21 protein-coding genes, 1 tRNA gene and 2 pseudogenes are annotated in these 25,147 nt (G+C 54.9%); 12 read left to right on the top strand and 12 right to left on the bottom strand.

Features of this window, described 5'->3' with window-relative positions:
- The first annotated feature begins 250 nt into the window (after positions 1-250).
- Positions 251-1,657: a sugar porter family MFS transporter gene (locus ACK3CV_RS06060; RefSeq protein ID WP_086579504.1), complete on the top strand. Its 1,407-nt coding sequence runs from the start codon at positions 251-253 to the stop codon at positions 1,655-1,657.
- Between the two features lie 64 nt (positions 1,658-1,721).
- Here ACK3CV_RS06060 and purK read toward each other — a convergent pair whose 3' ends face one another.
- The 4 genes from purK to ppiB form a co-directional block, all read right to left on the bottom strand.
- Entirely contained in the window at positions 1,722-2,789 is a 1,068-nt protein-coding gene (gene purK, locus ACK3CV_RS06065; protein WP_164038761.1) for a 5-(carboxyamino)imidazole ribonucleotide synthase, read from the bottom strand.
- On the bottom strand, positions 2,786-3,310 hold the full coding sequence (gene purE, locus ACK3CV_RS06070; RefSeq protein ID WP_033653219.1) for a 5-(carboxyamino)imidazole ribonucleotide mutase: 525 nt from the start codon (positions 3,308-3,310) through the stop codon (positions 2,786-2,788). The genes purK and purE overlap by 4 nt, the downstream gene beginning before the upstream one ends.
- A gap of 149 nt (positions 3,311-3,459) precedes the next feature.
- A complete protein-coding gene (locus tag ACK3CV_RS06075; protein WP_047568932.1) occupies positions 3,460-4,182 on the bottom strand; it encodes a UDP-2,3-diacylglucosamine diphosphatase in 723 nt (240 codons plus the stop codon).
- Positions 4,183-4,192: 10 nt separating this feature from the next.
- The gene (gene ppiB / locus ACK3CV_RS06080) at positions 4,193-4,687 is read right to left on the bottom strand and encodes a peptidylprolyl isomerase B (RefSeq protein WP_004940183.1); all 495 of its coding nucleotides are present in this window, start codon (positions 4,685-4,687) and stop codon (positions 4,193-4,195) included.
- A 308-nt stretch (positions 4,688-4,995) separates the two neighbouring features.
- On the opposite strand from ppiB, the gene cysS reads away from it, so the two are divergent.
- Positions 4,996-6,381 carry a cysteine--tRNA ligase gene (gene cysS / locus ACK3CV_RS06085; RefSeq protein WP_164141141.1) on the top strand — a complete coding sequence of 462 codons (1,386 nt, stop codon included), beginning with the start codon at positions 4,996-4,998 and terminating at the stop codon, positions 6,379-6,381.
- Between the two features lie 61 nt (positions 6,382-6,442).
- Here the strand turns inward: cysS and ybcJ are convergent, their stop codons facing one another.
- Both ybcJ and folD read right to left on the bottom strand, forming a co-directional pair.
- Positions 6,443-6,655 (bottom strand): ribosome-associated protein YbcJ, encoded by a 213-nt coding sequence (gene ybcJ / locus ACK3CV_RS06090; RefSeq protein ID WP_033637394.1) that lies wholly within the window; start codon positions 6,653-6,655, stop codon positions 6,443-6,445.
- A 10-nt stretch (positions 6,656-6,665) separates the two neighbouring features.
- On the bottom strand, positions 6,666-7,532 hold the full coding sequence (gene folD, locus ACK3CV_RS06095; RefSeq protein ID WP_164141139.1) for a bifunctional methylenetetrahydrofolate dehydrogenase/methenyltetrahydrofolate cyclohydrolase FolD: 867 nt from the start codon (positions 7,530-7,532) through the stop codon (positions 6,666-6,668).
- A 205-nt stretch (positions 7,533-7,737) separates the two neighbouring features.
- Here folD and ACK3CV_RS06100 point away from each other — a divergent pair, with 205 nt between their 5' ends.
- The 3 genes from ACK3CV_RS06100 to ACK3CV_RS06110 all read left to right on the top strand — a co-directional run bounded on the left by ACK3CV_RS06100 (position 7,738) and on the right by ACK3CV_RS06110 (position 9,792).
- The gene (locus ACK3CV_RS06100) at positions 7,738-7,947 is read left to right on the top strand and encodes a hypothetical protein (protein ID WP_039567125.1); all 210 of its coding nucleotides are present in this window, start codon (positions 7,738-7,740) and stop codon (positions 7,945-7,947) included.
- Positions 7,948-8,360: 413 nt separating this feature from the next.
- Positions 8,361-8,437, top strand: a tRNA-Arg gene (locus ACK3CV_RS06105).
- Positions 8,438-8,571: 134 nt separating this feature from the next.
- Positions 8,572-9,792 (top strand): tyrosine-type recombinase/integrase, encoded by a 1,221-nt coding sequence (locus tag ACK3CV_RS06110; protein WP_033637399.1) that lies wholly within the window; start codon positions 8,572-8,574, stop codon positions 9,790-9,792.
- A gap of 209 nt (positions 9,793-10,001) precedes the next feature.
- Here the strand turns inward: ACK3CV_RS06110 and ACK3CV_RS06115 are convergent, their stop codons facing one another.
- Both ACK3CV_RS06115 and ACK3CV_RS06120 read right to left on the bottom strand, forming a co-directional pair.
- Positions 10,002-12,419, bottom strand: a complete 2,418-nt coding sequence (locus tag ACK3CV_RS06115) for a membrane-bound PQQ-dependent dehydrogenase, glucose/quinate/shikimate family (protein ID WP_164038758.1) — start codon at positions 12,417-12,419, stop codon at positions 10,002-10,004.
- The gene (locus ACK3CV_RS06120; protein WP_164038756.1) at positions 12,416-13,318 is read right to left on the bottom strand and encodes an alpha/beta hydrolase; all 903 of its coding nucleotides are present in this window, start codon (positions 13,316-13,318) and stop codon (positions 12,416-12,418) included. Before ACK3CV_RS06120 ends, ACK3CV_RS06115 begins: the two co-directional genes overlap by 4 nt.
- A gap of 71 nt (positions 13,319-13,389) precedes the next feature.
- Here ACK3CV_RS06120 and ACK3CV_RS06125 point away from each other — a divergent pair, with 71 nt between their 5' ends.
- From ACK3CV_RS06125 to ACK3CV_RS06150, 6 genes are all read left to right on the top strand, one after another.
- Complete coding sequence (locus tag ACK3CV_RS06125) at positions 13,390-14,019, top strand: TetR/AcrR family transcriptional regulator (RefSeq protein WP_164038752.1); 630 nt, start codon at positions 13,390-13,392, stop codon at positions 14,017-14,019.
- A gap of 150 nt (positions 14,020-14,169) precedes the next feature.
- A complete protein-coding gene (gene pqiA / locus ACK3CV_RS06130) occupies positions 14,170-15,465 on the top strand; it encodes a membrane integrity-associated transporter subunit PqiA (protein WP_164038750.1) in 1,296 nt (431 codons plus the stop codon).
- A complete protein-coding gene (gene pqiB / locus ACK3CV_RS06135) occupies positions 15,452-17,095 on the top strand; it encodes an intermembrane transport protein PqiB (protein WP_164038747.1) in 1,644 nt (547 codons plus the stop codon). Before pqiA ends, pqiB begins: the two co-directional genes overlap by 14 nt.
- A complete protein-coding gene (gene pqiC / locus ACK3CV_RS06140) occupies positions 17,092-17,643 on the top strand; it encodes a membrane integrity-associated transporter subunit PqiC (protein WP_164141137.1) in 552 nt (183 codons plus the stop codon). Before pqiB ends, pqiC begins: the two co-directional genes overlap by 4 nt.
- A gap of 592 nt (positions 17,644-18,235) precedes the next feature.
- A complete protein-coding gene (locus ACK3CV_RS06145; protein WP_239504637.1) occupies positions 18,236-18,751 on the top strand; it encodes a hypothetical protein in 516 nt (171 codons plus the stop codon).
- Positions 18,752-18,871: 120 nt separating this feature from the next.
- The gene (locus ACK3CV_RS06150) at positions 18,872-19,885 is read left to right on the top strand and encodes a LysR family transcriptional regulator (protein ID WP_033637406.1); all 1,014 of its coding nucleotides are present in this window, start codon (positions 18,872-18,874) and stop codon (positions 19,883-19,885) included.
- 41 nt (positions 19,886-19,926) lie between these two features.
- Here ACK3CV_RS06150 and ACK3CV_RS06155 read toward each other — a convergent pair whose 3' ends face one another.
- The 4 genes and pseudogenes from ACK3CV_RS06155 to ACK3CV_RS06170 all read right to left on the bottom strand — a co-directional run.
- Positions 19,927-21,105, bottom strand: a complete 1,179-nt coding sequence (locus tag ACK3CV_RS06155; protein WP_033637407.1) for an acetyl-CoA C-acyltransferase — start codon at positions 21,103-21,105, stop codon at positions 19,927-19,929.
- A 9-nt stretch (positions 21,106-21,114) separates the two neighbouring features.
- The gene (locus ACK3CV_RS06160) at positions 21,115-22,005 is read right to left on the bottom strand and encodes an SDR family NAD(P)-dependent oxidoreductase (RefSeq protein ID WP_164038742.1); all 891 of its coding nucleotides are present in this window, start codon (positions 22,003-22,005) and stop codon (positions 21,115-21,117) included.
- 11 nt (positions 22,006-22,016) lie between these two features.
- Positions 22,017-23,555 carry a class I adenylate-forming enzyme family protein gene (locus ACK3CV_RS06165; RefSeq protein WP_164038739.1) on the bottom strand — a complete coding sequence of 513 codons (1,539 nt, stop codon included), beginning with the start codon at positions 23,553-23,555 and terminating at the stop codon, positions 22,017-22,019.
- A gap of 796 nt (positions 23,556-24,351) precedes the next feature.
- Positions 24,352-24,817, bottom strand: a pseudogene (locus ACK3CV_RS06170) (DDE-type integrase/transposase/recombinase); the annotation flags it as partial.
- A 9-nt stretch (positions 24,818-24,826) separates the two neighbouring features.
- Between ACK3CV_RS06170 and ACK3CV_RS06175 the strand changes: the two are divergent.
- A pseudogene (locus ACK3CV_RS06175) lies at positions 24,827-25,006 on the top strand (DUF4942 domain-containing protein); the annotation flags it as partial.
- Between the last annotated feature and the right edge of the window lie 141 nt (positions 25,007-25,147).

Here is a 25,147-nt window from a genome sequence, read left to right on the forward strand (position 1 = left end):
TTACATTTGTACTCTATCGACACAATGCGTATTGGCAATGCTCTTACCAAACTCAGGCCGTTGCTTACTTTTTTATGCATGTAAATAATGAGTTAGACAGTGAGTAAACGAGTTTGTCGTCTATTGATGCGTAGAATTAAGGTTTAAAATTATGTAACCGCTTCCACTAATGTGATCGTACTCACTTATCTCCGACGCATTGCCTCCTATCATGTCGCACAACTGATGACCGTTTTCTCCTGGAGGCTGTATGAGCGCTACCGTTAAAGTTGCACCGGCGGAGAAAAGCCCGACCCATGTCGGCATGACTTTTTTCGTCTGTTTTTTGGCCGCCTTGGCCGGCCTGTTGTTTGGCTTGGATATTGGCGTAATCGCCGGCGCTCTGCCGTTTATTACCGACACTTTTCATATCACCAGCTCTCAGCAGGAGTGGGTGGTCAGCTCGATGATGTTTGGCGCCGCCGTCGGCGCCATCGGCAGCGGCTGGATGAACTTCCGGCTGGGGCGCAAATACAGTTTGATGATCGGCGCCATTCTGTTCGTCGCGGGATCGCTGTGTTCAGCGTTCGCCCCCAACGTGGAGGTGCTGATCGTTTCACGCATTCTGCTGGGATTGGCGGTGGGTATCGCTTCTTATACCGCGCCGATTTATCTTTCCGAAATCGCGCCGGAGAAAATCCGCGGCAGCATGATCTCGATGTATCAATTGATGATCACCATTGGTATTTTGGCGGCTTACCTGTCTGATACGGCATTCAGCTATACCGGCGCCTGGCGCTGGATGTTGGGCGTCATCACCATCCCGGCCGGGCTGTTGTTGGTTGGCGTGTTCTTTTTACCTGACAGCCCGCGCTGGCTGGCCTCGCGCAATCGTCATGAGCAGGCGCGCCAGGTGTTGGAGAAGCTGCGCGACAGCAGTGCCCAGGCGCAGCATGAGCTGAATGAAATTCGTGAAAGCCTCAAACTGAAGCAAAGCGGTTGGGCGTTGTTCAAAGGCAATAAAAATTTCCGCCGCGCGGTTTTCCTTGGCATTCTTCTCCAGGTGATGCAGCAGTTCACCGGGATGAACGTCACCATGTATTACGCGCCGAAGATTTTCGGTCTGGCGGGCTTCGCCAGCACGGAACAGCAGATGTGGGGCACGGTGATCGTCGGTCTGGTCAACGTGCTGGCCACCTTTATCGCTATTGGGCTGGTCGATCGCTGGGGCCGCAAACCCACCCTGATCCTTGGGTTTATCGTGATGGCCGTCGGCATGGGGGCGCTGGGAACCATGATGAATATCGGCATGAACTCGGCGGTGGCGCAATATTTCGCCATCGTCATGCTGCTGATGTTTATCGTCGGCTTTGCCATGAGCGCCGGCCCGCTGATTTGGGTGCTGTGTTCAGAGATCCAGCCATTGAAAGGCCGCGATTTCGGCATCACCTGCTCCACTGCCACTAACTGGATCGCCAATATGATTGTGGGAGCGACGTTCCTGACCATGTTGAATTCGTTGGGTAGCGCGCACACCTTTTGGGTCTATGCAGGGCTTAACGTGCTGTTTGTTTTCATCACGTTGGCGCTGATCCCGGAAACCAAAAATATTTCTCTGGAACATATTGAACGCAATCTGATGGCCGGCAAACCGTTGCGTAATATCGGCTCGCGTTGATCTTTGCGGCAAAAAAAAGGTTCAGCCTGGGCTGAACCTTCTTCTTTTTCGGCGGCTTAAACCGTTAAGCCAGCTTCTGCTGCGCCCAGGCCAGCCCGCTTTGGTATTCGCCCGGCAGCAGCGGCGCCAGCGCCTGCAGCGCCTGGCACAGATCGGCGGCGCTCGGGTCGTTCAGATTGAGATGGCCGACCTTGCGGCCCGGGCGCACCTCTTTCTCATACCAGTGCAGATGCACCAGCGGCAGCGACAGCCACTGTTCGTTGACGGCGGTGCCGATCAGGTTGACCATCACCGACGGCGTGCTCACCACCGGCTGCGGCAGCGGCAGGCCGAGAATGGCGCGCAGGTGCAGCTCGAACTGGCTGATGGACGCGCCGTTTTGCGTCCAGTGGCCGCTGTTGTGCACGCGCGGCGCCAGTTCGTTGATCAGCAGCCGATCGCCGACGATAAAGCACTCCATCGCCATCACGCCGACGTAGTTCAGCTTGTTCAGGATCGCCGCCAGCATCTGCTCGGCCTGTTGCTGCAGCGCTGGGTTGGGCTGCGGCAGCGCAACGCTGGTGCGCAGGATGCCGTCTTCATGCAGGTTGTGGGTCAGCGGGTAGAATACCGAACGGCCGTCGTGGCCGCGCGCCCCCACCAGCGACACTTCGCCGGAGAAATTGATGCCTTGCTCGACGATGCACTCGCCATAGGCATCGGCCGGCAGTTCAGCTTCCTGGCCCGGGCGCAAGCGCCACTGGCCGCGGCCGTCATAACCGCCGACCCGGCGTTTGACGATCGCCAGCTCGCCTAGCGCAGCGAATACCTGCGGCCATTCGGCGGCGCTCGCCAGCAGCTGCCACGGCGCGGTCGCCAGGCCGAGCTGATCGAGCAGCTGTTTTTGCGTCAGGCGATCCGCCAGGCGCGGGAAAATGTCGCGGTTGACGAAGGCGCTGTGGGTCGCCAGCTCGCGCGTCAGCGCGGTTTCCGGCCAGCGTTCGATCTCGGCGGTAATGACGCTGTTCTGATACGGCACCGCTTCGGGCTCGGCATCGATGCCGACAGGGTAAACGGCGATGCCCAGCGGTTCGCCTGCCTGGCGCAGCATGCGCCCCAGCTGGCCATTGCCCAGTACGCAAACCGGCTTCATGCATCCTCCCGCGGATCGGGGTGGTTCAAGACGTCTTCGGTCTGCGCCTGACGCCAGTCCGCCAAACGCTGCGCCAGCGCGGCGTCGTGCAGCGCCAGGATCTGCATCGCCAACAGCCCGGCGTTGGCGGCGCCGGCTTTGCCGATCGCCAGCGTGCCCACCGGAATGCCGCGCGGCATCTGCACGATGGAGTACAGGCTGTCTACGCCGCTCAGCGCGGCGCTTTGCACCGGCACACCCAGCACCGGCACCAGGGTTTTCGCCGCCAGCATGCCCGGCAGGTGCGCCGCACCGCCGGCGCCGGCGATGATCACGTCAAAACCGTTGGCGGTAGCCTGCTCGGCGAAGCTGAACAGCTTGTCCGGCGTGCGGTGGGCGGAAACGACTTCGACATGGAAGGGGACATCGAGCTGGGTCAGGACTTCGGCGGCGAACTGCATGGTGGCCCAGTCACTTTTCGATCCCATTACAATTGCGATTTTCGCCCCGGTAGTGGCGGCTGAAGCAGCGTTGGCTCCCATGGGTGTAAGGCTCCTGTGATTTGTCTGGCGTCGGCTGAGGGCCGAATGAGGGCGTAGAGCATACCATGAGCGCACGGCGAGGAAAACGGTTGCGTCGCCGGTTTTCACCGTCGAAAGCGCGAATTTTCACTCGCGCGCCAGTCTGGAATTCAGAATGGGAATTGGATCAGCTCGACGGCGTCGGCGCTGACTTTGATCATCGATCCTTCGACGTGCCAGGCCCCCAGCACCGCGCGATGGGCTTCGCCGTTGCTCAACGCCAGCCGGTGCACCGCCGGGCGGTGGGTATGGCCGTGGATCATCCAGTGCACGTCGTGGCGCAGCATGGTTTGTTCGACCGCCTGTGGGTTGACGTCCATGATGGCTTCCGACTTGTCCTGGTTGGATTGCTGGCTGCGGGCGCGCATTTTGGCGGCGATCTTCAATCGCCAGCGCAGCGGCAGCGCCAGGAACAATTTTTGAATCAGCGGGTTGTGCACTTTACGGCGGAATTGCTGATAGGCGTGATCGTCGGTGCACAGGGTGTCGCCGTGCAGGATCAGGATCCTGCGGCCGTACAGCTCCAGCACTTTCTCTTCCGGCAGCAACTGCATGCCGCTGGCGCGGGCGAAGCGTTTGCCGAGCAGAAAATCGCGGTTGCCGTGGATGAAGTAGCAGGGCACGCCGGCCTGTTGCAGCGCTTTCAGCGCCGCGGCGATCTCCGCGTGCAGCGGCTCGGGATCGTCGTCGCCGATCCAGGCTTCAAACAGGTCGCCGAGGATGTACAGCGCGTCGGCGTGCACCGCTTCGCGCCGTAAAAAACGCAGAAAACCGGCAGTGATTGCCGGTTCCTGTGCGCACAAGTGCAGATCTGCGATGAACAGCGTACTCATGCAGCCGCGATTACTCGCTGACGGTCACGCTGTTGATCACCACGTCTTCTACCGGTACGTCCTGGTGCATGCCGCTGCGGCCGGTTTTCACGCCTTTGATCTTGTTGACCACGTCCATGCCTTCAACCACTTCAGCAAACACGCAGTAGCCCCAGCCCTGCACGTTTTCGCCGCGGAAGTTCAGGAAGTCGTTGTCAGCCACGTTGATGAAGAACTGTGCGGTGGCGGAGTGCGGATCGTTGGTGCGTGCCATTGCCAGGGTGCCGATGGTGTTTTTCAGACCGTTGTTGGCTTCGTTCTTGATGGTCGCGTTGGTCGCTTTCTGGTTCATGCCCGGCTCGAAACCGCCGCCCTGGATCATGAAGCCGTTGATCACACGGTGGAAGATGGTGTTGTCGTAGAAACCGGCGCGGCAGTAGTTCAGGAAGTTTTCAACGGTAACCGGCGCTTTGTCAGCAAAGGTCTTGATAACGATATCGCCGTGATTGGTGTGGAAAGTAACCATAGTTTTAATCCTAACAAGGTGAAGTGAGACGTCACGTAAAGCGAGTGAACATTCAGACCGCCCTTATAACATATCCGCCCCAGCGAGTCAGCAGCGGCTCAACCGCGCACTGTCTGTGGTAATTGCATTTGTGTTATATTATAACAATTGTGCCGGCCGCCGAATTTCGCGCATTTTATTCGCGTGAAATCAGCAAAGCATGGCCTTAACCTTGCAATAGATCAGGCTTCAGGTTTCAATACGCTACCGGGCGGAAACCTGAAGCCCGGTTATCTTTTTTGTTATCACGCACACCACGGAATCTCCCGATGCTAAAGATTTTTAATACCCTGAGTCGTCAAAAAGAGGAATTCAAACCCATTCATGCCGGGAAAGTGGGCATGTACGTGTGCGGGGTAACCATCTATGACCTGTGTCACATCGGGCACGGTCGTACCTTTGTCGCTTTCGACGTGGTGGCGCGTTACCTGCGCTACCTCGGCTATTCGCTGAACTACGTGCGCAACGTCACCGACGTGGACGACAAAATCATCCGCCGCGCGGCGGAAAATCATGAGACCTGCGACCAGCTGACCGAACGCATGCTGGCGGAAATGCACGCCGACTTCGACGCGCTGCTGATCGATCGCCCGGATCAAGAGCCGCGCGCGACTCAGCACATCGCCGAGATCATCGAGATCACCCAGCGCCTGATCGATCGCGATCACGCCTACGTGGCCAGCAACGGCGACGTGATGTTCTCCATCGACAGCGATCCGCAATACGGCCTGCTGTCGCGTCAGGATCTGGATCAGCTGCAGGCCGGCGCGCGCGTGGAGATCGACGACGTGAAGCGCAATCCGATGGACTTCGTGCTGTGGAAGATGTCCAAGCCGGGCGAGCCGAGCTGGCAGTCGCCGTGGGGGCCGGGCCGTCCGGGCTGGCACATCGAATGCTCCGCCATGAACTGCAAACAGCTGGGCACCCATTTCGACATTCACGGCGGCGGTTCCGATCTGATGTTCCCGCACCACGAGAACGAGATCGCACAGTCGAGCTGCGCCCACGACGGCCCGTACGTCAATTACTGGATGCACTCCGGCATGGTGATGATCGACAAAGAGAAGATGTCCAAATCGCTGGATAACTTCTTCACCATCCGCGACGTGCTCGGCCATTACGATGCGGAGACGGTGCGTTACTTCCTGATGTCCGGCCACTATCGCAGCCAGCTGAACTACAGCGAAGAGAACCTCAAGCAGGCGCGCACCGCGCTGGAGCGCCTCTATACCGCGCTGCGCGGCACCGACGCCGACGCCGTGCCGGCCGGCGGCGAAGCGTTCGAAGCCCGCTTCCGCGAAGCGATGGACGACGACTTCAACACCCCGGAAGCCTACTCGGCGCTGTTCGATCTGGCGCGCGAGGTTAACCGCCTCAAGGGTGAAGATATGGCGGCGGCCAACGGCATGGCGGCGGAACTGCGCAAGCTGGCGAAGGTGATCGGCCTGCTGCAGCAGGAGCCGGAGCAGTTCCTGCAAGGGGGCGCTCAGGTTGACGACGGCGAAGTGGCGGAGATCGAAGCGCTGATCAAACAGCGTAACGAAGCGCGCGCCGCGAAGGATTGGGCGCTGGCGGATGCCGCCCGCGATCGGTTGAACGAGATGAACATCGTGCTGGAAGACGGCCCGCAGGGCACCACCTGGCGCCGTAAGTAATCCGGCCGCAGGGAAAAACAAAAAAGGCGCTGAATTCAGCGCCTTTTTCTATGGTTGCGGGTCAGGGTTTAACCATGACCTTGCCGCCGTTGAACTCCACCACCTGATCGGCGACGATCTTGCAGCGCTTGCGGGTTTCGACCTTGCCGTCGACTTTCACCTGCCCTTCAGCGATGACTTCTTTGGCGGCGCCGCCGCTTTCACACCAGCCCTGGAACTTCAGCAGATCGCACAGTTCGACGTGGGGATGATTGTCCAGATTGAAAATTTCCATACTGCCTTACTTATTTAGGTTGAACGTCGTGATATTCCTCGCAGGCCTGCAAGGTATTTTGGATCAGTGTAGCAACGGTCATCGGGCCAACGCCACCCGGCACCGGGGTGATGTAGGCGGCGCGCTCGCTGGCGGCGTCGAAATCGACATCGCCCACCACTTTACCGCTTTCCAAGCGGTTGATGCCGACGTCCACCACGATGGCGCCCGGTTTGATCCAGTCGCCCGGAATGAAGCCCGGCTTGCCGACCGCCACCACCAGCAGATCGGCGTTCTCGACGTGGTGATGCAGATTCTTGGTGAAGCGGTGGGTGACGGTGGTGGTGCAGCCGGCCAGCAGCAGCTCCATGCTCATCGGGCGGCCGACGATGTTGGACGCGCCGACCACCACGGCGTTCAGGCCGTAGGTATCGATGTTATAACGCTCCAGCAGGGTGACGATGCCGCGCGGCGTGCACGGGCGCAGCTTAGGCGCGCGCTGGCACAGGCGGCCGACGTTGTACGGGTGGAAGCCGTCGACGTCTTTGTCCGGGTGGATGCGTTCCAGCACCTTGACGTTATCGATGCCGGCCGGCAGCGGCAGCTGCACCAGAATGCCGTCGATTTCCTCATCGGCGTTCAGCTGGTCGATCAACGCCAGCAGCTCGGCTTCACTGGTGGCAGCGGGCAGGTCGTAGGAGCGGGAAAGGAAGCCGACTTCATCGCAGGCGCGGCGCTTGCTGGCGACGTAAATTTGCGAAGCCGGATTCTCGCCGACCAGCACAACCGCCAGCCCTGGGGCGCGTTTGCCGGCCGCCAGACGTTGTTTCACTTGCTCAGCCACTTCGTTTCTAACCTGCTGCGCAATCGTTTTACCATCAATAATCTTTGCTGACATCAGTGTGGAAATCCATCAATTAAGAAAAGCGGGGATGCCGCTATTCTGGCAGAAGCTGAGCGCGCTGTCAGGCGCAGAATCACCCTCGCGGCCGTTGCCGACGGCGATTTACGCTTTTTTTATGCCGGCCTCAGGATCCTCTACGTCATTTTTACCTGTATTTGGATACGCTGGGGCTGTTCACAGGGTGAAAGAGGGCAGGATCATGAGAGCGATAACCCGGCTTTACCCGTTGCATCATCAGCCTGACGAGCAACCGGCGGAGCCTAAACATGTGGGGGAAACGGTGTTCGATTCTTCATTGCATCCGGCGGACAGCGCGCAACTCACCGCGCTGCATCAGCTCGGTAAGCATGAAGGAGCGCCGTCGTGGCGGGCGCGCCTGAATGCGCTGTGGCGGAAATTATACGTATGAAGGGCTGCGCCTGGGCAGGCTGCACGCTGTTGCTGGTTTGGGCATCGGGGAGCCAGGCTTCTTTAAACAGCGCCCGCCCCGACGCCACACTGGAGGAAAGGGTGGCGGCGACCTGCAACGCGCGGGGGGTTGAGCACGCCGATTGGGGCGACATCGCCGCAGTCGTGCAGTCCGCTCGCCTTTGCCGGTGGTGGGGTGACGGGCGGCGGTGGTCTGAACGCGCGCCGATTTACGTAGGCGTCGGCCAGGTTCAGCATGGCGGCGCCCGGTTGACGGGAACCCTCGCCGCGCGGGCGCTGGCGGAAAAAACGCCATAAAGCACGGCCGCCGCCGTAACGCCATGAAAAGGCATTGACTCGCTAACCTCTGACCGTATAATCCCAACCCGCAGCCGCAGGTTGCCGCATCTCAATGCGCCCTTAGCTCAGTTGGATAGAGCAACGGCCTTCTAAGCCGTAGGTCATAGGTTCGAATCCTATAGGGCGTGCCATTTTGAAGTCAACTCACCTCTACTGAATTCGTTTTTTATCCCTTATACTCCCTGAAATTACTGAATTTTTCTGTCTCGAGCTCTACCGAGGTCAACTCAGTTATACCCAAATCAAGCGGTATCTGGGGGCCTTTATGCCACTAAATGCACGACAGATTGATACTGCAAAACCCAAAGAAAAAGAATACAAGCTCACTGACGGTGGCGGCCTGTATCTGCTGGTAAAGCCTAACGGTGCGAAGTACTGGCGCTTGAAGTATCGTTTTTTGGGGAAAGAGAAAAAGCTCTCTATCGGTGTTTATCCTGATATCTCTCTGGCCGACGCTCGCCTGAAGCGTGAGGAGGCTCGGAAGAGCATCGCTTTAGGTGGTGATCCCGGAGAAGAGAAGAAAGCTGAGAGGTTGGCTAAAAAAGCCAATGCCGAAAATACCTTTAAAGCTATTGCTCTGGAATGGCATGGCTACAAGCGGCCCAACTGGTCGAAAGGTTATGCTGACGATCTGATGGAGGCGTTCGAGAACGATATCTTCCCCGATATTGGTAAGCGCCCTATTGCTGAGATCAAGCCTCTTGAAGTGCTCAGTACGCTGCGTAAACTCGAAAAGCGAGGTGTGCTCGATAAGCTGCGTAAAATCCGCCAGGCCTGCAATCAGGTGTTCCGCTATGCCATTGTCACCGGCAGAGCCGAAACGAACCCAGCTTCAGAATTGGCGAGCGCGCTGACTGCGCCTAAATCTACCCATTACCCCCATCTGCTAGCTGATGAACTCCCTGATTTCTTACAAGCCCTTGCTGCGTATTCTGGTAGCCCGATCACCCGACTGGCTACTCGTATTCTGATGTTGACCAGCGTTCGTACCGTCGAACTCCGTCAGGCTGAATGGAAAGAGTTTGATTTCGATAAACGTGTTTGGGAAGTCCCGGTAGAAAGGATGAAGATGCGCCGCCCGCATTTGGTACCCCTATCAGATCAAGTTGTGGCATCACTTCGTGAGATTCAGGCACTGACTGGCCGTTATAAGCTGGTATTTCCCGGCCGTAACGACATCACTAAACCAATGAGTGAAGCAAGTATTAATCAGGTACTGAAAAGGATTGGCTACCACGGGAAGGCGACAGGACACGGTTTCCGGCACACGATGAGTACTATCCTGCATGAACAGGGCTATAACACGGCATGGATCGAGTTACAGCTTGCGCATGTAGATAAGAACACCATTCGTGGCACTTACAACCATACACAGTACCTGGAGCAGCGCAGGGAGATGTTGCAGTGGTATGGGGATTATGTGGACAACCTAGGGCTTGGTGGGTATGCGGTTCACGGGGGATTTTTGGTGTCGTGCTTAGCTTAACGTGGATTTTTTAACAGACTGACAGTGTCGGTGAATGCTCGGTATTACGCGCGGTATAGCCGTGCTTTTTCTCTTGCGGATGGTGTCTGAATATATCGACCACCACGTACGTATGGTTTAACGTACAGGAAATAGAGGCGGCGGATCATGTGGGCTAATTTCATCCCGTAGTCGCCGCGCTCCAGTACTATGTCTAGAATTCACTTGTTTCAAGGCGATTTCGGCAATGCAAACGCCATCACTGCGTCACCGCCCGAACTGCCGAGGCCGGTATGCCCACCAGCGGCAATGACAATGTATTGGCGTCCATCCTTACCTGCGTAGACGCTGGGAGTGGCAATACCGCTGAACGGCAGTGTGGCGTTCCACAGCTCGCGGCCGGTACGCAGATCGAACGCCCGTAACGTGCGGTCGGCGGTGGCAGCGATAAAGATCAGGCCACCGCGGGTCACCACCGAGCCGCCCATGTTCGGCACGCCGACTTGCAGCGGCACATGCGAGGAAATGCCGAAGGGGCCGTTGTCGTAAGCGCTGCCCAGCGGATGGCGCCAGAGAAGCTTGCGGGTTTTTAGATCGAGCGCGCTGATCATGCCCCAGGGTGGCTGATTGCATGGGATGGCCAGTGGCGACAGGAACGGCTCGGCACTGACGGCGTAAGGCGTACCCAGTTGTGGGCCGCCGAAGTCGCCGCCTTTGCTGCCTTGGTTATCGCTGGCCGAAACCTTGTCACGCGGTGTCAGCTTATTGATGATCGTCATATAGTTGTTGTTCGCCACGACAATATGGCGCAAGGGATCGACTGATACACCTCCCCATTCGAAGACACCCGCCGAGCCGGGATACGCCAGTGAGCCTTGTACCGATGGCGGCGTGAACGCTCCCTCGTAGCGCAGCTCCTTGAAGCGGATGCGGCAATACAGCTGATCGAGCGGCGTAGCGCCCCACATGTCGCTTTCGCGCAACGTAGCCGGTGCAAATGTCGGCATGTCTGTCTGGAAGGGCTGGGTAGGTGACAGGTGTTCGCCTGACACAGCCTCTTGCGATACCGGCCGCTCCTCAATATGAGTCAGCGGGGCGCCTGTGCGCCGGTCGAGCATGAACAACTCGCCGCGCTTGGTCGGTACCAGCAAGGCGAGTACTGGCGGCTCGCCCTGTGCGCCAGGCAAGTCGACCGTAGTCGGTTGAGACGGGATATCGTAGTCCCAGATGTCGTGATGGGTGGTCTGAAAGTGCCAGCGGATCTTTCCGCTATCCGCATCAACAGCGATCAGCGAACTGGCGTATTTTTCCGACACGGCTTGCCTGCCGCCGCCGAAGAAATCCGGTGTTTCATTACCGGTTGGCAGATAGACCAGGCCCAATACCGGATCAGTGCTGATCGGTGCCCATACATTGGGTGTGCCGCGCGTGTAGAACTCACCTTTGGGTGGAAGTGTCGTGCGATCGGTTCGGCCCATGTCGAAGGCCCAATCGAGTTCGCCAGTACGGGTATCGAATGCGCGCACGACGCCGGAGGGTTCGCCGCGTTCCACGTTATCAACCACCCACCCGCCGATCACAGCCTTGCCGCGTACGATTGAGGGTGGCGAGGTGACGTAGTAGAAACCTGGCTTGACCAGTCCCATGCCTGCGGTCAGGTCTATCTCGCCGTTCTTGCCGAACGCCGGGCAGCGCTGACCGGTATCGGCATCAAGTGCGTACATCTTGGCATCCAGCGTGGCTGTGATAATTCGATGTGCGCAAACACCGGTGGCTCTTGGTGTTTCGTCATAGGATACGCCACGGCAGGCAAGAAACGGTGCTGCATTCAGATTCGCATGAGGGCTAAAGCGCCAGATCAATTTTCCTGTTTCCGGCGAAATGGCGATGACGTCAGCATGTGGGGTGCAGAACACGAGTTTATCGCGCACTTTCAACGGTGTGGCTTCGAACATGAACTCGCCCGCCTTACTGCCTTGGGGCAAGCCTGTTGCGCCGGAGCGGAAGCTCCAAGCCAGTTTGAGGTCGGCAACGTTGGCCGGGGTGATTTGCTCCAGCGGCGAGTAGCGCTGGCCACCGGGTGTTCGTCCGTAGTTCGGCCAATCTCCGGGGGCGATCGATGCCGAGTCGGCGGATATGTTCTCGGTGGGATATTGGTCCAATGCCGCAGCCAGATCGATGCCATGGAAAGGCTGCAAGCCGGCCACGAATGGGCTAAAGAGTAACAACGTCAGCGTGCTGCCGACCAGCAGTGCCGGCCTGGTGCCACGCACCCGTTTTCGATGGCGTGCAAAAAAAGGACGAGCGAACCAGCGCCAGGTCAGTAACATTACGATGAGCAACACTAAAAAGAACAGAACGCGCGGCAGTAGCGCGATGGGGTTCCAGCCGCATTCGTGCAAAGCCCAGATCAACGTCGCTGCACAAAAACCGGCATAGATCACTAAGCCGCTGTGACGTGCCAGCAGCAACAACGGTGCCGCTATCAGTAACACGATACCTGCGATCGCGTAATACCAGGAACCATCCAGCATGATAAGGCGGATCCCTCCGTACAGCATGGCGGCACCGGCGAGTAACAGGATAAGCCCCAGAGAGGCACTGATCCAGCGGCAGGAACCGCGTGGATTCGTATTGCTTGTTGTCATGACGCCTGCCCCAGGTATTTAGTCACGGCTTTAACTTGGCGAAAGACCGCCTTCGCTTCCGGCAGGAAAGTGAGCCCCATGAATACGTGGAAACCACCTGAGTATTCATGGTAATCAACTGTGACGCCTGAGGTTTGCGCTTTTACTGCAAACTTTCGCGCGTCAACAACAAAGATATCGCGGTCGCCCTGGAATATGCTCATCGGCGGCATCCCCCGCAAGTCAGCGTAAAGCGGGCTCATGCTGGGTGCAGAGGGGGAAATGTCTCCTGCCCACATTCTCCCGCATTCGCGAAGGCCATCCACGCCAAGCATGATGTCCCTACTCTCCAGCTCTCTCATTTCAGCGTCCTTCAAAGAGAGGTCCAACCATGGGGCAAACAGGATGAGATGGTCAGGGAGCGACAGCTCGTTATCGCGCCGACGAAGCGCAAGTGTAAGCGCAGCATTGCCCCCCGCACTGTCCCCCATCACGACGATTTGCTCACCCTTTCGGGCGGAAACGATGCTGTCATAGATCGTATCGATCAAAGCGGTACCAACGCGATAGTCATTTTCGGGAGCAAGGGCATACAGTGGAACGGTTACGGTAGCGCCGGTCGCGCCGATCACGGCGCTGATGATGCTCCAGTGCGCGCGAAGCAGTGGGTTCACGTAGGCGCCACCGTGCAGATAGAGCACATGCAGATCGCGTTTTCCTGTACGTGGCGTCAGCGTCACGACTCTTTGCTCTTGGTACACGCGTTCCTTGATATGGCATGAAGAGCGAAGTGCGCTTGGAATAGGCGCGGCCTGAGGGGCATCACGATTTAACAGTTGCTCGCGCAACTTCACCTCATTACCAAGAATTTTTGGCGCAAGCCCCATCAAGAGTCTTGCGCAGGTGAGAAATACGCTCATGTGAATTTTCCGTAGAAGTAGTCGTTAATTTACGATACGATTCAGTATCGAAACTGTCAAGGATCATAATTATGTCGAAAATAACGCCAACAGACGCGGCCCCTTTGCCCCCGGAAACCGCCAGAGCGGCCGTGGGGCGCCCCCGCGATGCTGAATTGGACTTGCGGATCATGCGGGCGGCGCTAGCGCAGGTAGCGGAGGGCGGCTTCCATTCACTCACAATGGATGCGGTAGCTAAGCGGATTGGAGCAGGTAAAGCTTCACTGTACCGGCGGTGGAAGTCCCGCGACGCCCTGTTGGCTGACGCCCTACTGGCTTTCTCTCCGACCGATCTGCCCATCGATACGGGCACACTGCGTGGTGATCTCATCACCGTTTACGAACACTTCTACGGCCTGCACGACCCTGACATTCGCGTCGCAGTTATTGAGTTTCTGGGAAACCATCGCATCATGAGCGGTTGGGTAGAGCAGGAGATCCCAGGCTGGTTGAATAGTCGTCGTGTTCGAGTCTTGGAAATCATTGAACGTGCAATTAGTCGTGGTGAGCTGCAAGTTCCGGCCCAACTGAACCTGGATCTGCTCATCGACTTGTTGCCTGGTGTTATTCAATTCCGTCATACCGAGCGCAACCAGAGAGTCGACAATGAACTGATTGTTGAAGTGGTGGATCACGTTCTTCTCCCCTTGTTATCCCGGTAGCTATGGACTGCTGCACATATACGGGCGACATAACTCTCGACGGCGCGTTCCGCAAGGAATACGGTCCTGCTTGGGTTTCTCTACAGCTTCGGTCATCCAAAGAGCATGAAACTCTGTGGGGATCGCGTGATCTGGGCCGTTGAATCTCATATGCGTATAATTTTAGCGATACGGCAATCGCAGCCTTTAGCCGATGAATTGATCCTATGCCCGCAGTGCGATTTGCTGATGGCGTTACCGCCGTTAAGCACTGGCACTAAAGCGGTATGCTCACGTTGCAGCACGACTCTCAGCACCCGCTGGGAAGAGCCGCGCAAGCGGCCGATAGGCTATGCCCTCAGCGCACTGTTCATGCTGCTGCTGGCCAATATTTTCCCGTTTATCAATATGCGCGTTGCCGGCTTTGCTAACGAAATCAAACTGATTGATATCCCTCAGGTGATGCTGGCGGAAGACTACGCCAGCATGGCCACGCTGTTCATGCTGCTCGTGCAACTGCTCCCCGCATTATGCATGTTGGCGATCATTCTGCTGTGCGCCAGGGTGCGTCTGCCGCTGGCGTTGAAAGAGCGGATGGCCAAGATGCTGTTCCAGTTTAAAACCTGGTGCATGGTGGAAATCTTCCTCGCCGGGGTGCTGGTCAGCTTCGTCAAGCTGATGGCCTACGGCGATATCGGCATCGGCGGCAGCTTTGTGCCTTACTGCCTGTTCTGCCTGCTGCAGGTGCGTGCCTTCCAGTGCGTGGACCGCCGTTGGCTGTGGCAGGACATCGAATCGGCGCCGCGCCTGGAGCGTCCGTTGACGGTAGGGCGCACCGGCATGCGCCAGAGCGTGCGCTCCTGCCGCTGTTGCACGGCAATCCTGCCGGCCAATCAGGTGCGCTGTCCGCGCTGCCACACCCATGGCCACGTGCGCCGCCGCAACAGCCTACAGTGGACGCTGGCGCTGCTGGTGACTTCGATCATGCTGTATATTCCGGCCAACCTGATGCCGATCATGGTCACCGAAGCGCTGGGCAACAAAATGAACTCCACCATCATGGCCGGGGTGGTCCTGCTGTGGGGAGAGGGATCCTATCCGGTGGCGATGGTGATTTTCATCGCCAGCATCATGGTGCCGTCGCTGAAGATGCTGGCGATCGGCTGGCTGTGCTGGGACGCCAACGGCAAGGGGAAAAACCGCGCCGACAGCGAACACATGCACCTTATTTATGAAGTCGTCGAATTCGTGGGTCGCTGGTCAATGATCGACGTGTTTGTCATCGCCGTATTGTCGGCGCTGGTACATATAGGCCTGTTGATGAGCATCTATCCGGCAACGGGTGCGCTGTTATTCGCTCTGGTGGTGATCCTTACCATGTTCGCCGCCATGACGTTCGACCCCCGGCTGACCTGGGATCGGGTAAACGAAACAATAAAAGAGGAACCGCAAGGTGACGAAAAATAATCATAACATCGCGGACGTCGAGAAGATTACGCGCTGGTCGCCAGTGTGGATCGTTCCCATCGTCACCGCCTTGATCGGCGCCTGGATCCTGTTTTACCACTTTAACCATCAGGGGCCGGTGGTAACCTTGGTGACCACCACCGCCGAAGGGCTGGAGGCGGGCAAAACCAAAATCAAAAGCCGCAGCGTCGACGTTGGCGTCGTCGAGACCGTGACGCTGAGCGATGACCTGAGCAAGGTGAGGGTGCAGGCGCGCCTTAACGCCGGCATGGATAAGCTGCTGCGGCAAGATACCGCCTTTTGGGTGGTGAAGCCGCAGATTGGCCGTGAAGGGGTTTCCGGCCTGGGTACGCTATTGTCCGGCGCCTATATCGAGCTGCAGCCGGGCAACAAAGGCAAAGACGGCAAGGATAACTACCCACTACTCGACGCGCCGCCGCTGGCCTCTCCGGACGCCAAAGGGTTGCGCATCGTGCTCGATAGCGAGAAATATGGTCAGCTGAATGCCGGCGATCCTGTGCTATTTCACAATTACCGCGTCGGCTCGGTGGAAACCAGCTATTTCGAACCCAAACAGCGCACCATGCGCTATCAGCTGTTTATCTCGGCGCCTTACGATCAACTGGTGACCAGCAACGTGCGTTTCTGGAAAGACAGCGGTGTGGCATTCGACATGTCGGCGCAAGGTATGCGCGTGGAAATGAGCTCGTTGGCAACCCTGTTCAGCGGCGGCGTGAGCTTTGATGTGCCAGACGGCTGGGATAGGGGCGAGCTGGCGAAAGAGAAGGCAGTATATCAGCTGTTCGACAACCAACGCGGTATCCAAGACTCACTGTATACCGTGCACAAGGATTACCTGATGTTCTTCTCCGACTCGGTTCGCGGCCTGCAGCCGGGCGCACCGGTAGAGTTTCGTGGTATCCGTCTCGGTACGGTGGCGCAAGTGCCGTTCATTAAAGAAGGTGTTGAGCATCGTTTGAATAACGATTACCGCATTCCGGTGTTAATCCACATCGAGCCAGAACGCCTCAAGAAGTTGGGAAGGAACTTCGATTTTGATCGCACTCTGAAAGACGCCGAGTCACGCGGCATGCGCGCGTCTCTAAAGTCAGCCAATCTGCTGACCGGTTCACTCTATATCGATCTGGACTTCTATCCGCAGGAGAAAGCCTGGGATGGGCCGCACGAGCTGTTCGGTTATCCACTGATACCTACAACCAGCGGTGGTCTTGCGCAGATCCAGCAAAAACTGGTGCAGACGCTGGACAAGATCAACGCGATGCCGCTCAATCCGATGATCACCGAAGCGACCAAGACGCTGGCGGAAAGCCAGAGGACCATGAAGTCAACCCAGCAGACCATGAAGTCGCTGGACGACATCATCTCCAGTAAAGAGGTGAAGGCGCTGCCGCAGGACCTGCAGAAAACGCTGCAGGAACTCAATCGCAGCATGAAAGGGTTCCAGCCTGGTTCGCCGGCTTACAACAAGATGGTGGGCGATATGCAGCGTCTGGACCAGGTGTTGCGTGAGCTGCAGCCGGTGCTGCACACCCTGAATGAGAAGAGCAACGCGCTGGTGTTTGAAGCCGCCGGCAGCACTGACCCTCAGCCGAAGAAGGCCACGAAATGATGAAATGGATCCCGGTAGCCCTGGCGCTGTTGCTCAGCGCCTGCAGCAGTTTGCCACAGAAGACCTACTATCAGTTGCCGGCGCTGGGTGCGCCGGCTGCGGTCAGCAGCAGCGGCGCCTCCACGCGCCAGCTGTGGCTGGAGCACGTGAGCGTGGCGGATTATTTGGCGCAGAGCGGCGTGGTGTATCAGACCAACGACGTGCAGTATGTGATAGCCCAGAACAACCTGTGGGCCAGCCCGCTAGACCAGCAGCTGCAGCAAACGCTGGTCACCAACCTGAGCAGCGTGCTGCCGGGCTGGGTGGTCTCTTCGCAGCCGATGAGCAGCGATCAGGATGTGCTGAACGTCACCATCAGCGGCTTCCATGGCCGCTTTGACGGCAAGGCGATCGTTCGCGGCGAGTGGGTGCTGAACCGCCAGGGGCGCTTGATCAAACGGCCTTTCAGCCTGGAATTGAAACAGGGTGAAGACGGCTATGATGCCCTGGTGCGTACCCTGGCGGAAGGATGGCAGATGGAGGCGAAATCAATAGCCTTGCAGTTATAGGAAATGGTCTTTATTTTTGAGGGATATTAGAAATATTGTGAAAAACAAATAAATGCAATGATTCCACCTTGAAATATACGGCTTCACATGAATCAATAAACACATCAAAGGTCAGGAGTTATTTCCCTTTTGACCTTTAAAAACATTAAAACAGGGAAGGTGAAAAATAAACCCCCTCCGATTCCAGACATTAGTTAACCGTTACACCGTATTTTATACTGAAATTTAGCCGAAAACCCTGTCTTCTGGATTTCGTTTCATTTTTGAAACGCCGGGTTTCATTTTTCTGGCTGGTTGCGCCGATCACGTTGTTCAATACTGGAAGAGATACTTACGAAAAAAAGTCGGTGATTTCATATCCAACTTTATGTTTAAACTACGCAAAGATCACGCCTCCCCATTCCTTGTCATTTTCTACCCCAGCCATGGGCAGTTTATAGGTTGTTGGACACTCATCCAGATCTATGTGCCTGGCCAAGCAGTGCCTTGCAGTTCTGTGCAGCAACCCTGTCGTGGCGTTCAGGTGATATCGTAGAATAGTCGAAACCTTGCCGCCACACATGGGACTTTAGTAGGCGAAGAGAGGACTCATATGAGTAAGAAAATTTTAAATCAGAAGAGGTTTCTGGGAGTTACGACCCTGAATTGGCTTCGGGCCGATCTTGCAAGAGATACGTGTTTTTCTTATTGGGAGGGCCCCCATGCCGATCTGGTCTCTCGCAATGGATTCATCCGTGATTATAATCAGCATCATTTCAACGATAACATGGCGGGTTTTCCTGACAATATTTCACGCATGCAAAATGGTTATTTTTGGGTGGCTATGGCTACGCCACGCAATAAAAGCCTGGATCGTCTGGGAACAATGCCGGGTTTCCTGCGTAAGCTAATTTGGCGGCTTCCAAAATTTATGCAGCCTAAAGCGGTTCGTACGGTGTGGGCTATGGCCTTCAATGAAGGTGGCGCAGTGTTAGCCGATATGCAAGGCAGCGCGGATAACTTCTTCACAGCGACGGGTGTGGTGGAAACAAATGGGCGGCTGTATATGGCCTCTGTCGAGGCTGGCGGTATCGCCGTCCTTGATATTACGTCGGTGCCTAAGCGATAGCGGCCAACAAAGCGGGTCATCGTTTTAGAACATTAACCCGTCCGTCGCTCTTATTGGTTTAATGTTAAATAGCATTCGAGTTTCTTCGCTAATGAGAATGTTACTGCCAGAGGATAGAACATGGAAAAAAGCGATGCTTTCAAAATATTCGCAATGGTTGGCGATCGTGGCTCTATTTCTGGGGCGGCGCGTGCACTGGGTGAGTCTAAAGCAACGGTAAGCCGGGCGGTATCGCGTTTGGAGTCCCTCTACAACGTTAGACTCGTCGAACGTACTACGCGGCGCATAACGCTTACCGAAGTGGGAAGTGTTTTACACGCACGATGCATACGCATGCGAGAAGAAATGGAAGACGCTGATGCCGAGATTGCAACCTACAGGAGTAGCCCGGCCGGTATATTGCGCATAGGCTGTACCAGTGATGTCGCTAAAACGCTCCTCACTCCCAACTTACACGAGTTTCTGGATAACTATCCAGAGATCGACGTTCGCGTACGAGTGGGAGAAAGATTACTCCCAGAGCCCAACGTTCTCGATGTCGTTCTCCATTGCGGGTGGTTATCGGATTCTCGTTTGACCGCCCGAAAAATCGCTGAGGTAAAAAACATCCTGGTAGCAAGCCAAGAATACGTACAGGCCAACGGAATACCGACCTCTCCAGAGGATCTCGAAGATCATGCCATCATCGGTAATTTCTACCTCGACGCAGCGGCGGTTGAGCCGGGCCCTTTGCCTGCTTATGTGCCCAAGCTCGAAATATCTCGGGGCCAGGAACGCTTTACATTACCGACTTACCGTAGATTTTTATCGACCGATCATTCACAAATCCTCGAACTAGTAAAACATGGCCGCGTCATTGCGCCCATTACCGGTATTTGGGCGCTGCCGGGATTACTCTCGGGAGAGTTAGTTCGCATCTTGCCTGATTATGAAATAAGCGAGTCGCCGCAACTTTATGCTTTATATCTCGATCGGCTGGCATCCATACCCAAGTTAAAAATATTTCTGGATTTCATCGAGGAAATCGTTAAGCGTCTTATAAAAGACTGGCAACCCCAGGCCGATAAGCTCTTTCCGAAACAGAACCTCGTTCTTTTCCCGTCGATAAACTTCCAAACCAAAAATGACGCCTGACCCATCCTGTGAGTGGTTAACTTCTGAGTGAGGCGCCGCTCTCAATAGATTTCGAATAAACCGGCAGCCCCCATTCCTCCTCCGACACACATCGTCACTACGGCGTAGCGCTCGCCTCTACGCTTCCCTTCAATCAGCGCATGGCCTGTCATCCGGGCACCGGACATGCCGTAGGGATGACCTATTGCAATAGCGCCGCCATTAACGTTCAGCCTGTCGTCCGGAATACCCAACATGTCTCGGCAATAAATCACTTGTACTGCAAATGCCTCATTGAGCTCCCATAGCCCGATATCATCAATCTTTAGGCCATTGCTCTGCAGCAACTTAGGCACCGCGGCAACGGGGCCAATACCCATCTCGTCCGGATCAACACCCGCTACGGCCATACCTACATAGCGACCTAACGGCTGCAGGCCTCTTCGTTCGGCCTCCTTGGCTTCCATAAGCACTAGCGCGGAAGCGCCATCGGAGAGTTGACTGGCGTTGCCGGCGGTAACATTTTTACCGGGCCCCTTGACGGAATAAAGGGTGCGCAAATCGTCCAGGGTGCTTTGTGGACGATTGCCTTCGTCACGCTCCAACAATACCTCTTTATAAGCCAATGCGCCGGTTTCCTGGTCGTTGTAGGCCATAACAGAACGCATAGGAATAATTTCCTTGTCAAACAGCCCTTCTAATTGTGCCGCTGCCGTTCGTTGCTGAGAGCGCAGCGAATATTCGTCGCAGGCTTCACGGCTGATCCCGTAGCGCTTGGCCACAATGTCAGCCGTATCCACCATCTGCATATAGGCAGCTGGATACAGCGAGAAAAGCTCCATGTCCGGCTCGATACGTATCCGTTCAGTCTGCACCATCGAGATGGATTCCACCCCTCCCGCAACGGCAATGCTCATGCCATCGACAATGATTTGCTTGGCTGCCGTAGCGACAGCCATAAGACCCGAAGCGCATTGGCGATCCAGCGACATACCTGAAACCGACGTGGGTAACCCGGCGCGCAATGCAGCCAGGCGTCCAATGTTCAACCCTTGCACGCCTTGCTGCAATGCTGAACCGAGCAACACATCATCCACTTCACTACCCGCAATCCCCGCCCGTTCGACGGCGTGTTTAATTGCATGCCCCGCCAGCGTTGCGGATGGGGTGGCATTGAAAGCGCCACGATAGGCTTTGCCAATCGGCGTTCGAGCGGTAGAAACAATAACGGCATCACGCATAGTAGAGTCTCACTGTTTGTTTTCAGGTTGTGAACGGAAAGCAGCGATGAGTTCTTGATGAACCTGCGCAGTGGCAGACTCGGGAACTTGCTCTGACTCGCGATCGCCGATCACTTGCCAGTCTGCGAAAATACGATTGGTGGTATGGGTATCGCTGCCCAAAAAGCGCCCACCAGTCAAGGTGATGTAGGCGCGAGCAAAATTGCCCGCACCGGCGCAAAGGATAGCCCTGGTAGGGGCACACTGCGAAACCAACGGCAGGAGTGCCGGACTCACGGCCTCAGGTTGCAATACACGCTTCGCTTGAGGCACCAAAAGCCCCTCGCTCATAGCGGTGGCTGCGGTAGGCGCCAAACAATTCACCAAAATGTTACTCTTGGCGCCTTCAAGCGCCAGTGTTTGCATCAGCCCCACCAGGCCCATTTTCGCCGCTGAATAATTGGCCTGCCCGAAGTTGCCGTAAAGACCCGAAGAGGACGTGGTGAACACGATGCGTCCATACTTTTGGCGATGCATATGCTCCCATACGGCCTTGGTGCAAATCACTGACCCCATGAGATGTACGTCCAACACAGAGCGAAAATCATCTAGCGTCATTTTGACAAACGTCTTGTCACGCAGGTTGCCTGCATTGTTGACCAGAATATCGACTCTTCCCCACCGCTCGATAGTTTCCGCGACCATGGCCTTTATTTTTTCTTCATCGGTCACAGAGGCCTGGAAACTAATGGCTTCCCCACCGGATGAATTGATTTCTTCGGCAACCTTGTCGGCACCCGGCCCGATATCATTTATCACCACTTTGGCACCGTAACGGGCGAGCAGATGTGCATGAGCACGGCCAAGCCCGCCGCCGGCGCCGGTAATAATCGCAACACGATCCTGCAGGTCGGGTTTCATAATTCAGTTCCTTATAATGCTAATGGGGTAGGGTGCTCGGCCAGAAAGAGCGCGCGCAGTTCACGTTTCAGTACTTTGCCTATAGCGCTAAGTGGCAATTGAGCAATTGCCTGTGCGCCGGATAAACGCTGTGTCTTACCCATACGCTGATTAACCCAAGTGATGACTTCGTCAGGACTGAGTGAGTCGTGTTTGGGGACGAAGAAGGCGTAGGGCGTTTCCCCCCAGGCAACCGAGGGAATGCCTATAACCGCGCAATCCGCAACGGAGGGATGTAACCGTAAAACGGCTTCTATATCTGATGGGTATATATTAAAACCGCCGCTAATGATCATGTCTTTAATACGCCCGAGAAGTGTCAAAAAACCCTCTTTATCGAAACGTCCAAGATCACCGTGCCGTATATACATATTGCCATCAGCATCAATCCAGGTGGCTTCCTGGGTTGCCTCAGGGCGCCCCTGATAGCCAGCCATCATCATATTTGAACGCCCCACAACCTCACCGATTTCTCCAGACTTGACCACATTCCCTTGTGCATCAATCAGGCAAATTTCACAACCAGCCACCGGCTGGCCTACAGTGTGGAGTTTATCAGGGTGTTCATTTGCGAAGAGAACACAAGTCCCCCCTCCTTCTGTCATCCCGTAAATTTCTAGCAATGCTCCTGGCCAGCGGCGGATCACATCGGCTTTCAACTCGGGAGAAAAAGGTGCACCTGTACTTGATTTGAAAATGAAGCTACTGAGATCAAAATCGTCGAATTGTGTTAAAGCCATGATGCGTTGGTACTGCACAGGAACCAGCATGGTATGGGTAGCTCGCGAATTCTGTGCTTCGACAAGATATTCATAAGCGTCGAATTTTCCCATCAGCACCGCGGTCCCCCCGTAGGCAAGCGACGGCAATAAACTGACTAAAGTCGTATTGGAATAGATCGGCGTGGCGATCAAGGTGACGGCGGAGTCACATTGCGGAACAATCTGCCCATATGCTGTTATTTGACTCCAACGCATGCCATGCGTATGGATAATCCCCTTTGGCGCACCTGTGGTCCCTGATGAATAGATAATATTAAAAGGATCTGCCGGCGATATATCAATATGCGTGGCAGCAAATCCTTCAGGCGCTAACCAGCTATCGAATTCGTCAAGATTAGCGACCTTGACACCAACAGATGGCAAACCCTCAAGAAACTCGGTATCCAAAAAGACTAAAGGAACAGATGCATCTGCAATCACCGATGCGATTTGCTCGGGAGAAGATGATAGAGCGATGGGGACAGCGACACACCTGGCACTAATAACCCCGAGAAGAGCTAAAGTGGCTAGCAACGGGTTGGACGAAGCAATAGCAATAGCAGTGTGCGGTGAGATGTTGTTGTACTGTATCGTTGCCAAAATCTGTTCAGAATAACGCTGCAAATCTTTATAAGTAACAATTACGTTTCTGTACCGTAAAGCGACAGTGTTCGGACGCTCGATAGCATAAATCGAGATCAACTCAGACATAGATGAAAACTTACTTTTATCAAGGTGAATTGTTGTCATGAAAAGAATCCTCATTATCAATTCACACACTATCGGCATGTATTTAAATTTTGACTAGATACTGTAATGAAATCGCTCGTTTCAAAAATGAAACCTTAAAAATAAAAAAATATAAATAACGGTAATGCTATGTTTTTACATGTAAAGTTATAAAAATTGAAAGTGTAAAATGGGGGCGCTCCATGGAAGTAAATGGATTTAATTATCTTGTTTTATTGTTTGTGATCAATCTCGCATTAAATGAAAAAACATTTAATTTTTATTAATATGAATTATAAAGATATAAGTATCATGTGCGATTGTGCAAAAGTCTTTCATGAGGGCCTTAAAAGACAGAATAAACATTTCATAAAAAAATAAATTGAATGAATTTTTTAAACGAACATATAATTAACGTCCTCTCGCTGCGAATTTACCTGAAAAATGTTATTCGAAAAAATAATTAATATAGGATTTGTCTCTTTGGAAGTATCGCTAATACAACGACTTGCTACCCATGGGAGTCAGGTTTTTTACATTAAACCTACGTTGCCCGTGCGATGGTCTTCTCCCTGAAAACAGAGTCAGGCTAAATTGAAGCATCCGGTCTTTCTTTCGTCTCACAGAGAGGATTTAGTAAAAACAATTTTGGCATTATGGGGTAAATGACGTCTATGGATGTTCTTTCCTGGGGGAGAGTTTTTTTGAATTTTTTAAGATTATAACTACATATGTAATCTAAATAATAGACTTAACTCAATGATTTTACATATATAGACTGATCCGCTGGAGAGACGAATTTCTCAGAATTTAGCGGTCAACTAAAACTGGCCACCGCTTTAGAGTTTTTCCAGTATCGGTTTTCCGATTCGTTTGGGGGTAACCCACCGTTATAGTCATAGTCATGCGACCTTAGCGAGCTGTAATACCCGACGATATAGTCTGTGATCGTATGAGCAGCTTCGCTAAAGTTTATATAACCTGTCACTGGCACCCACTCGTTTTTCAGACTTCTGAAGAAGCGTTCCATAGGGCTGTTGTCCCAACAGTTTCCACGTCGACTCATACTCTGCCTGATTCGGCAACGCCACAGTAGCTGCCGGAACTGCCTTGCTTGTATAGTGGCTCCCCTGGTCACTGTGGAACATCACTCCAGATGGTTTACCGCGAGTTTCCCACGCCATGTCCAGCGCTTTGATGGTCAGCCAGCTGTCCGGTGAGAATGACATTGCCCAGCCCATCGGTTTCCTTGCGAACAGATCGAGAACAACAGCGAGATAAGCCTGTAAGCATCCCGGCTAATGGAACATATTCGCGATCATTCGGGTATGCAGTCGTACGAAGATGATTTCTTCAGCATTCGTTACTTTCAGAAAGGAAGCGTGCATATCACATTCAAGAGACCAGAGCTGGTTGAGCGAATGAATGATATCATTGCTAAACATTATCCTGGCATGTTGGCTCGTCGATAATGGGCTGTATTTTCTAACAAATTTATCTGTTGGTATAAATTTTATCGAATACAATTTTATCCATATAAAACATATCAGTACTTGATGTGTTCGAATCCTATAGGCGGTGAGTGCGAGGCGCATGGCCCGCCGGCAATTGAA

This window comes from Serratia sp. TSO36 (genome assembly GCF_057808395.1).

Excerpts from the sequence above, each read along its gene's own strand:
- ACK3CV_RS06060 (WP_086579504.1), top strand. The coding sequence starts at position 251 with ATGAGCGCTACCGTTAAAGTTGCACCGGCGGAGAAAAGCCCGACCCAT.
- purK (WP_164038761.1), bottom strand. The coding sequence starts at position 2,789 with ATGAAGCCGGTTTGCGTACTGGGCAATGGCCAGCTGGGGCGCATGCTG.
- purE (WP_033653219.1), bottom strand. The coding sequence starts at position 3,310 with ATGGGAGCCAACGCTGCTTCAGCCGCCACTACCGGGGCGAAAATCGCA.
- ACK3CV_RS06075 (WP_047568932.1), bottom strand. The coding sequence starts at position 4,182 with ATGAGTACGCTGTTCATCGCAGATCTGCACTTGTGCGCACAGGAACCG.
- ppiB (WP_004940183.1), bottom strand. The coding sequence starts at position 4,687 with ATGGTTACTTTCCACACCAATCACGGCGATATCGTTATCAAGACCTTT.
- cysS (WP_164141141.1), top strand. The coding sequence starts at position 4,996 with ATGCTAAAGATTTTTAATACCCTGAGTCGTCAAAAAGAGGAATTCAAA.
- ybcJ (WP_033637394.1), bottom strand. The coding sequence starts at position 6,655 with ATGGAAATTTTCAATCTGGACAATCATCCCCACGTCGAACTGTGCGAT.
- folD (WP_164141139.1), bottom strand. The coding sequence starts at position 7,532 with ATGTCAGCAAAGATTATTGATGGTAAAACGATTGCGCAGCAGGTTAGA.
- ACK3CV_RS06100 (WP_039567125.1), top strand. The coding sequence starts at position 7,738 with ATGAGAGCGATAACCCGGCTTTACCCGTTGCATCATCAGCCTGACGAG.
- ACK3CV_RS06110 (WP_033637399.1), top strand. The coding sequence starts at position 8,572 with ATGCCACTAAATGCACGACAGATTGATACTGCAAAACCCAAAGAAAAA.
- ACK3CV_RS06115 (WP_164038758.1), bottom strand. The coding sequence starts at position 12,419 with ATGACAACAAGCAATACGAATCCACGCGGTTCCTGCCGCTGGATCAGT.
- ACK3CV_RS06120 (WP_164038756.1), bottom strand. The coding sequence starts at position 13,318 with ATGAGCGTATTTCTCACCTGCGCAAGACTCTTGATGGGGCTTGCGCCA.
- ACK3CV_RS06125 (WP_164038752.1), top strand. The coding sequence starts at position 13,390 with ATGTCGAAAATAACGCCAACAGACGCGGCCCCTTTGCCCCCGGAAACC.
- pqiA (WP_164038750.1), top strand. The coding sequence starts at position 14,170 with ATGCGTATAATTTTAGCGATACGGCAATCGCAGCCTTTAGCCGATGAA.
- pqiC (WP_164141137.1), top strand. The coding sequence starts at position 17,092 with ATGATGAAATGGATCCCGGTAGCCCTGGCGCTGTTGCTCAGCGCCTGC.
- ACK3CV_RS06145 (WP_239504637.1), top strand. The coding sequence starts at position 18,236 with ATGAGTAAGAAAATTTTAAATCAGAAGAGGTTTCTGGGAGTTACGACC.
- ACK3CV_RS06150 (WP_033637406.1), top strand. The coding sequence starts at position 18,872 with ATGGAAAAAAGCGATGCTTTCAAAATATTCGCAATGGTTGGCGATCGT.
- ACK3CV_RS06155 (WP_033637407.1), bottom strand. The coding sequence starts at position 21,105 with ATGCGTGATGCCGTTATTGTTTCTACCGCTCGAACGCCGATTGGCAAA.
- ACK3CV_RS06160 (WP_164038742.1), bottom strand. The coding sequence starts at position 22,005 with ATGAAACCCGACCTGCAGGATCGTGTTGCGATTATTACCGGCGCCGGC.
- ACK3CV_RS06165 (WP_164038739.1), bottom strand. The coding sequence starts at position 23,555 with ATGACAACAATTCACCTTGATAAAAGTAAGTTTTCATCTATGTCTGAG.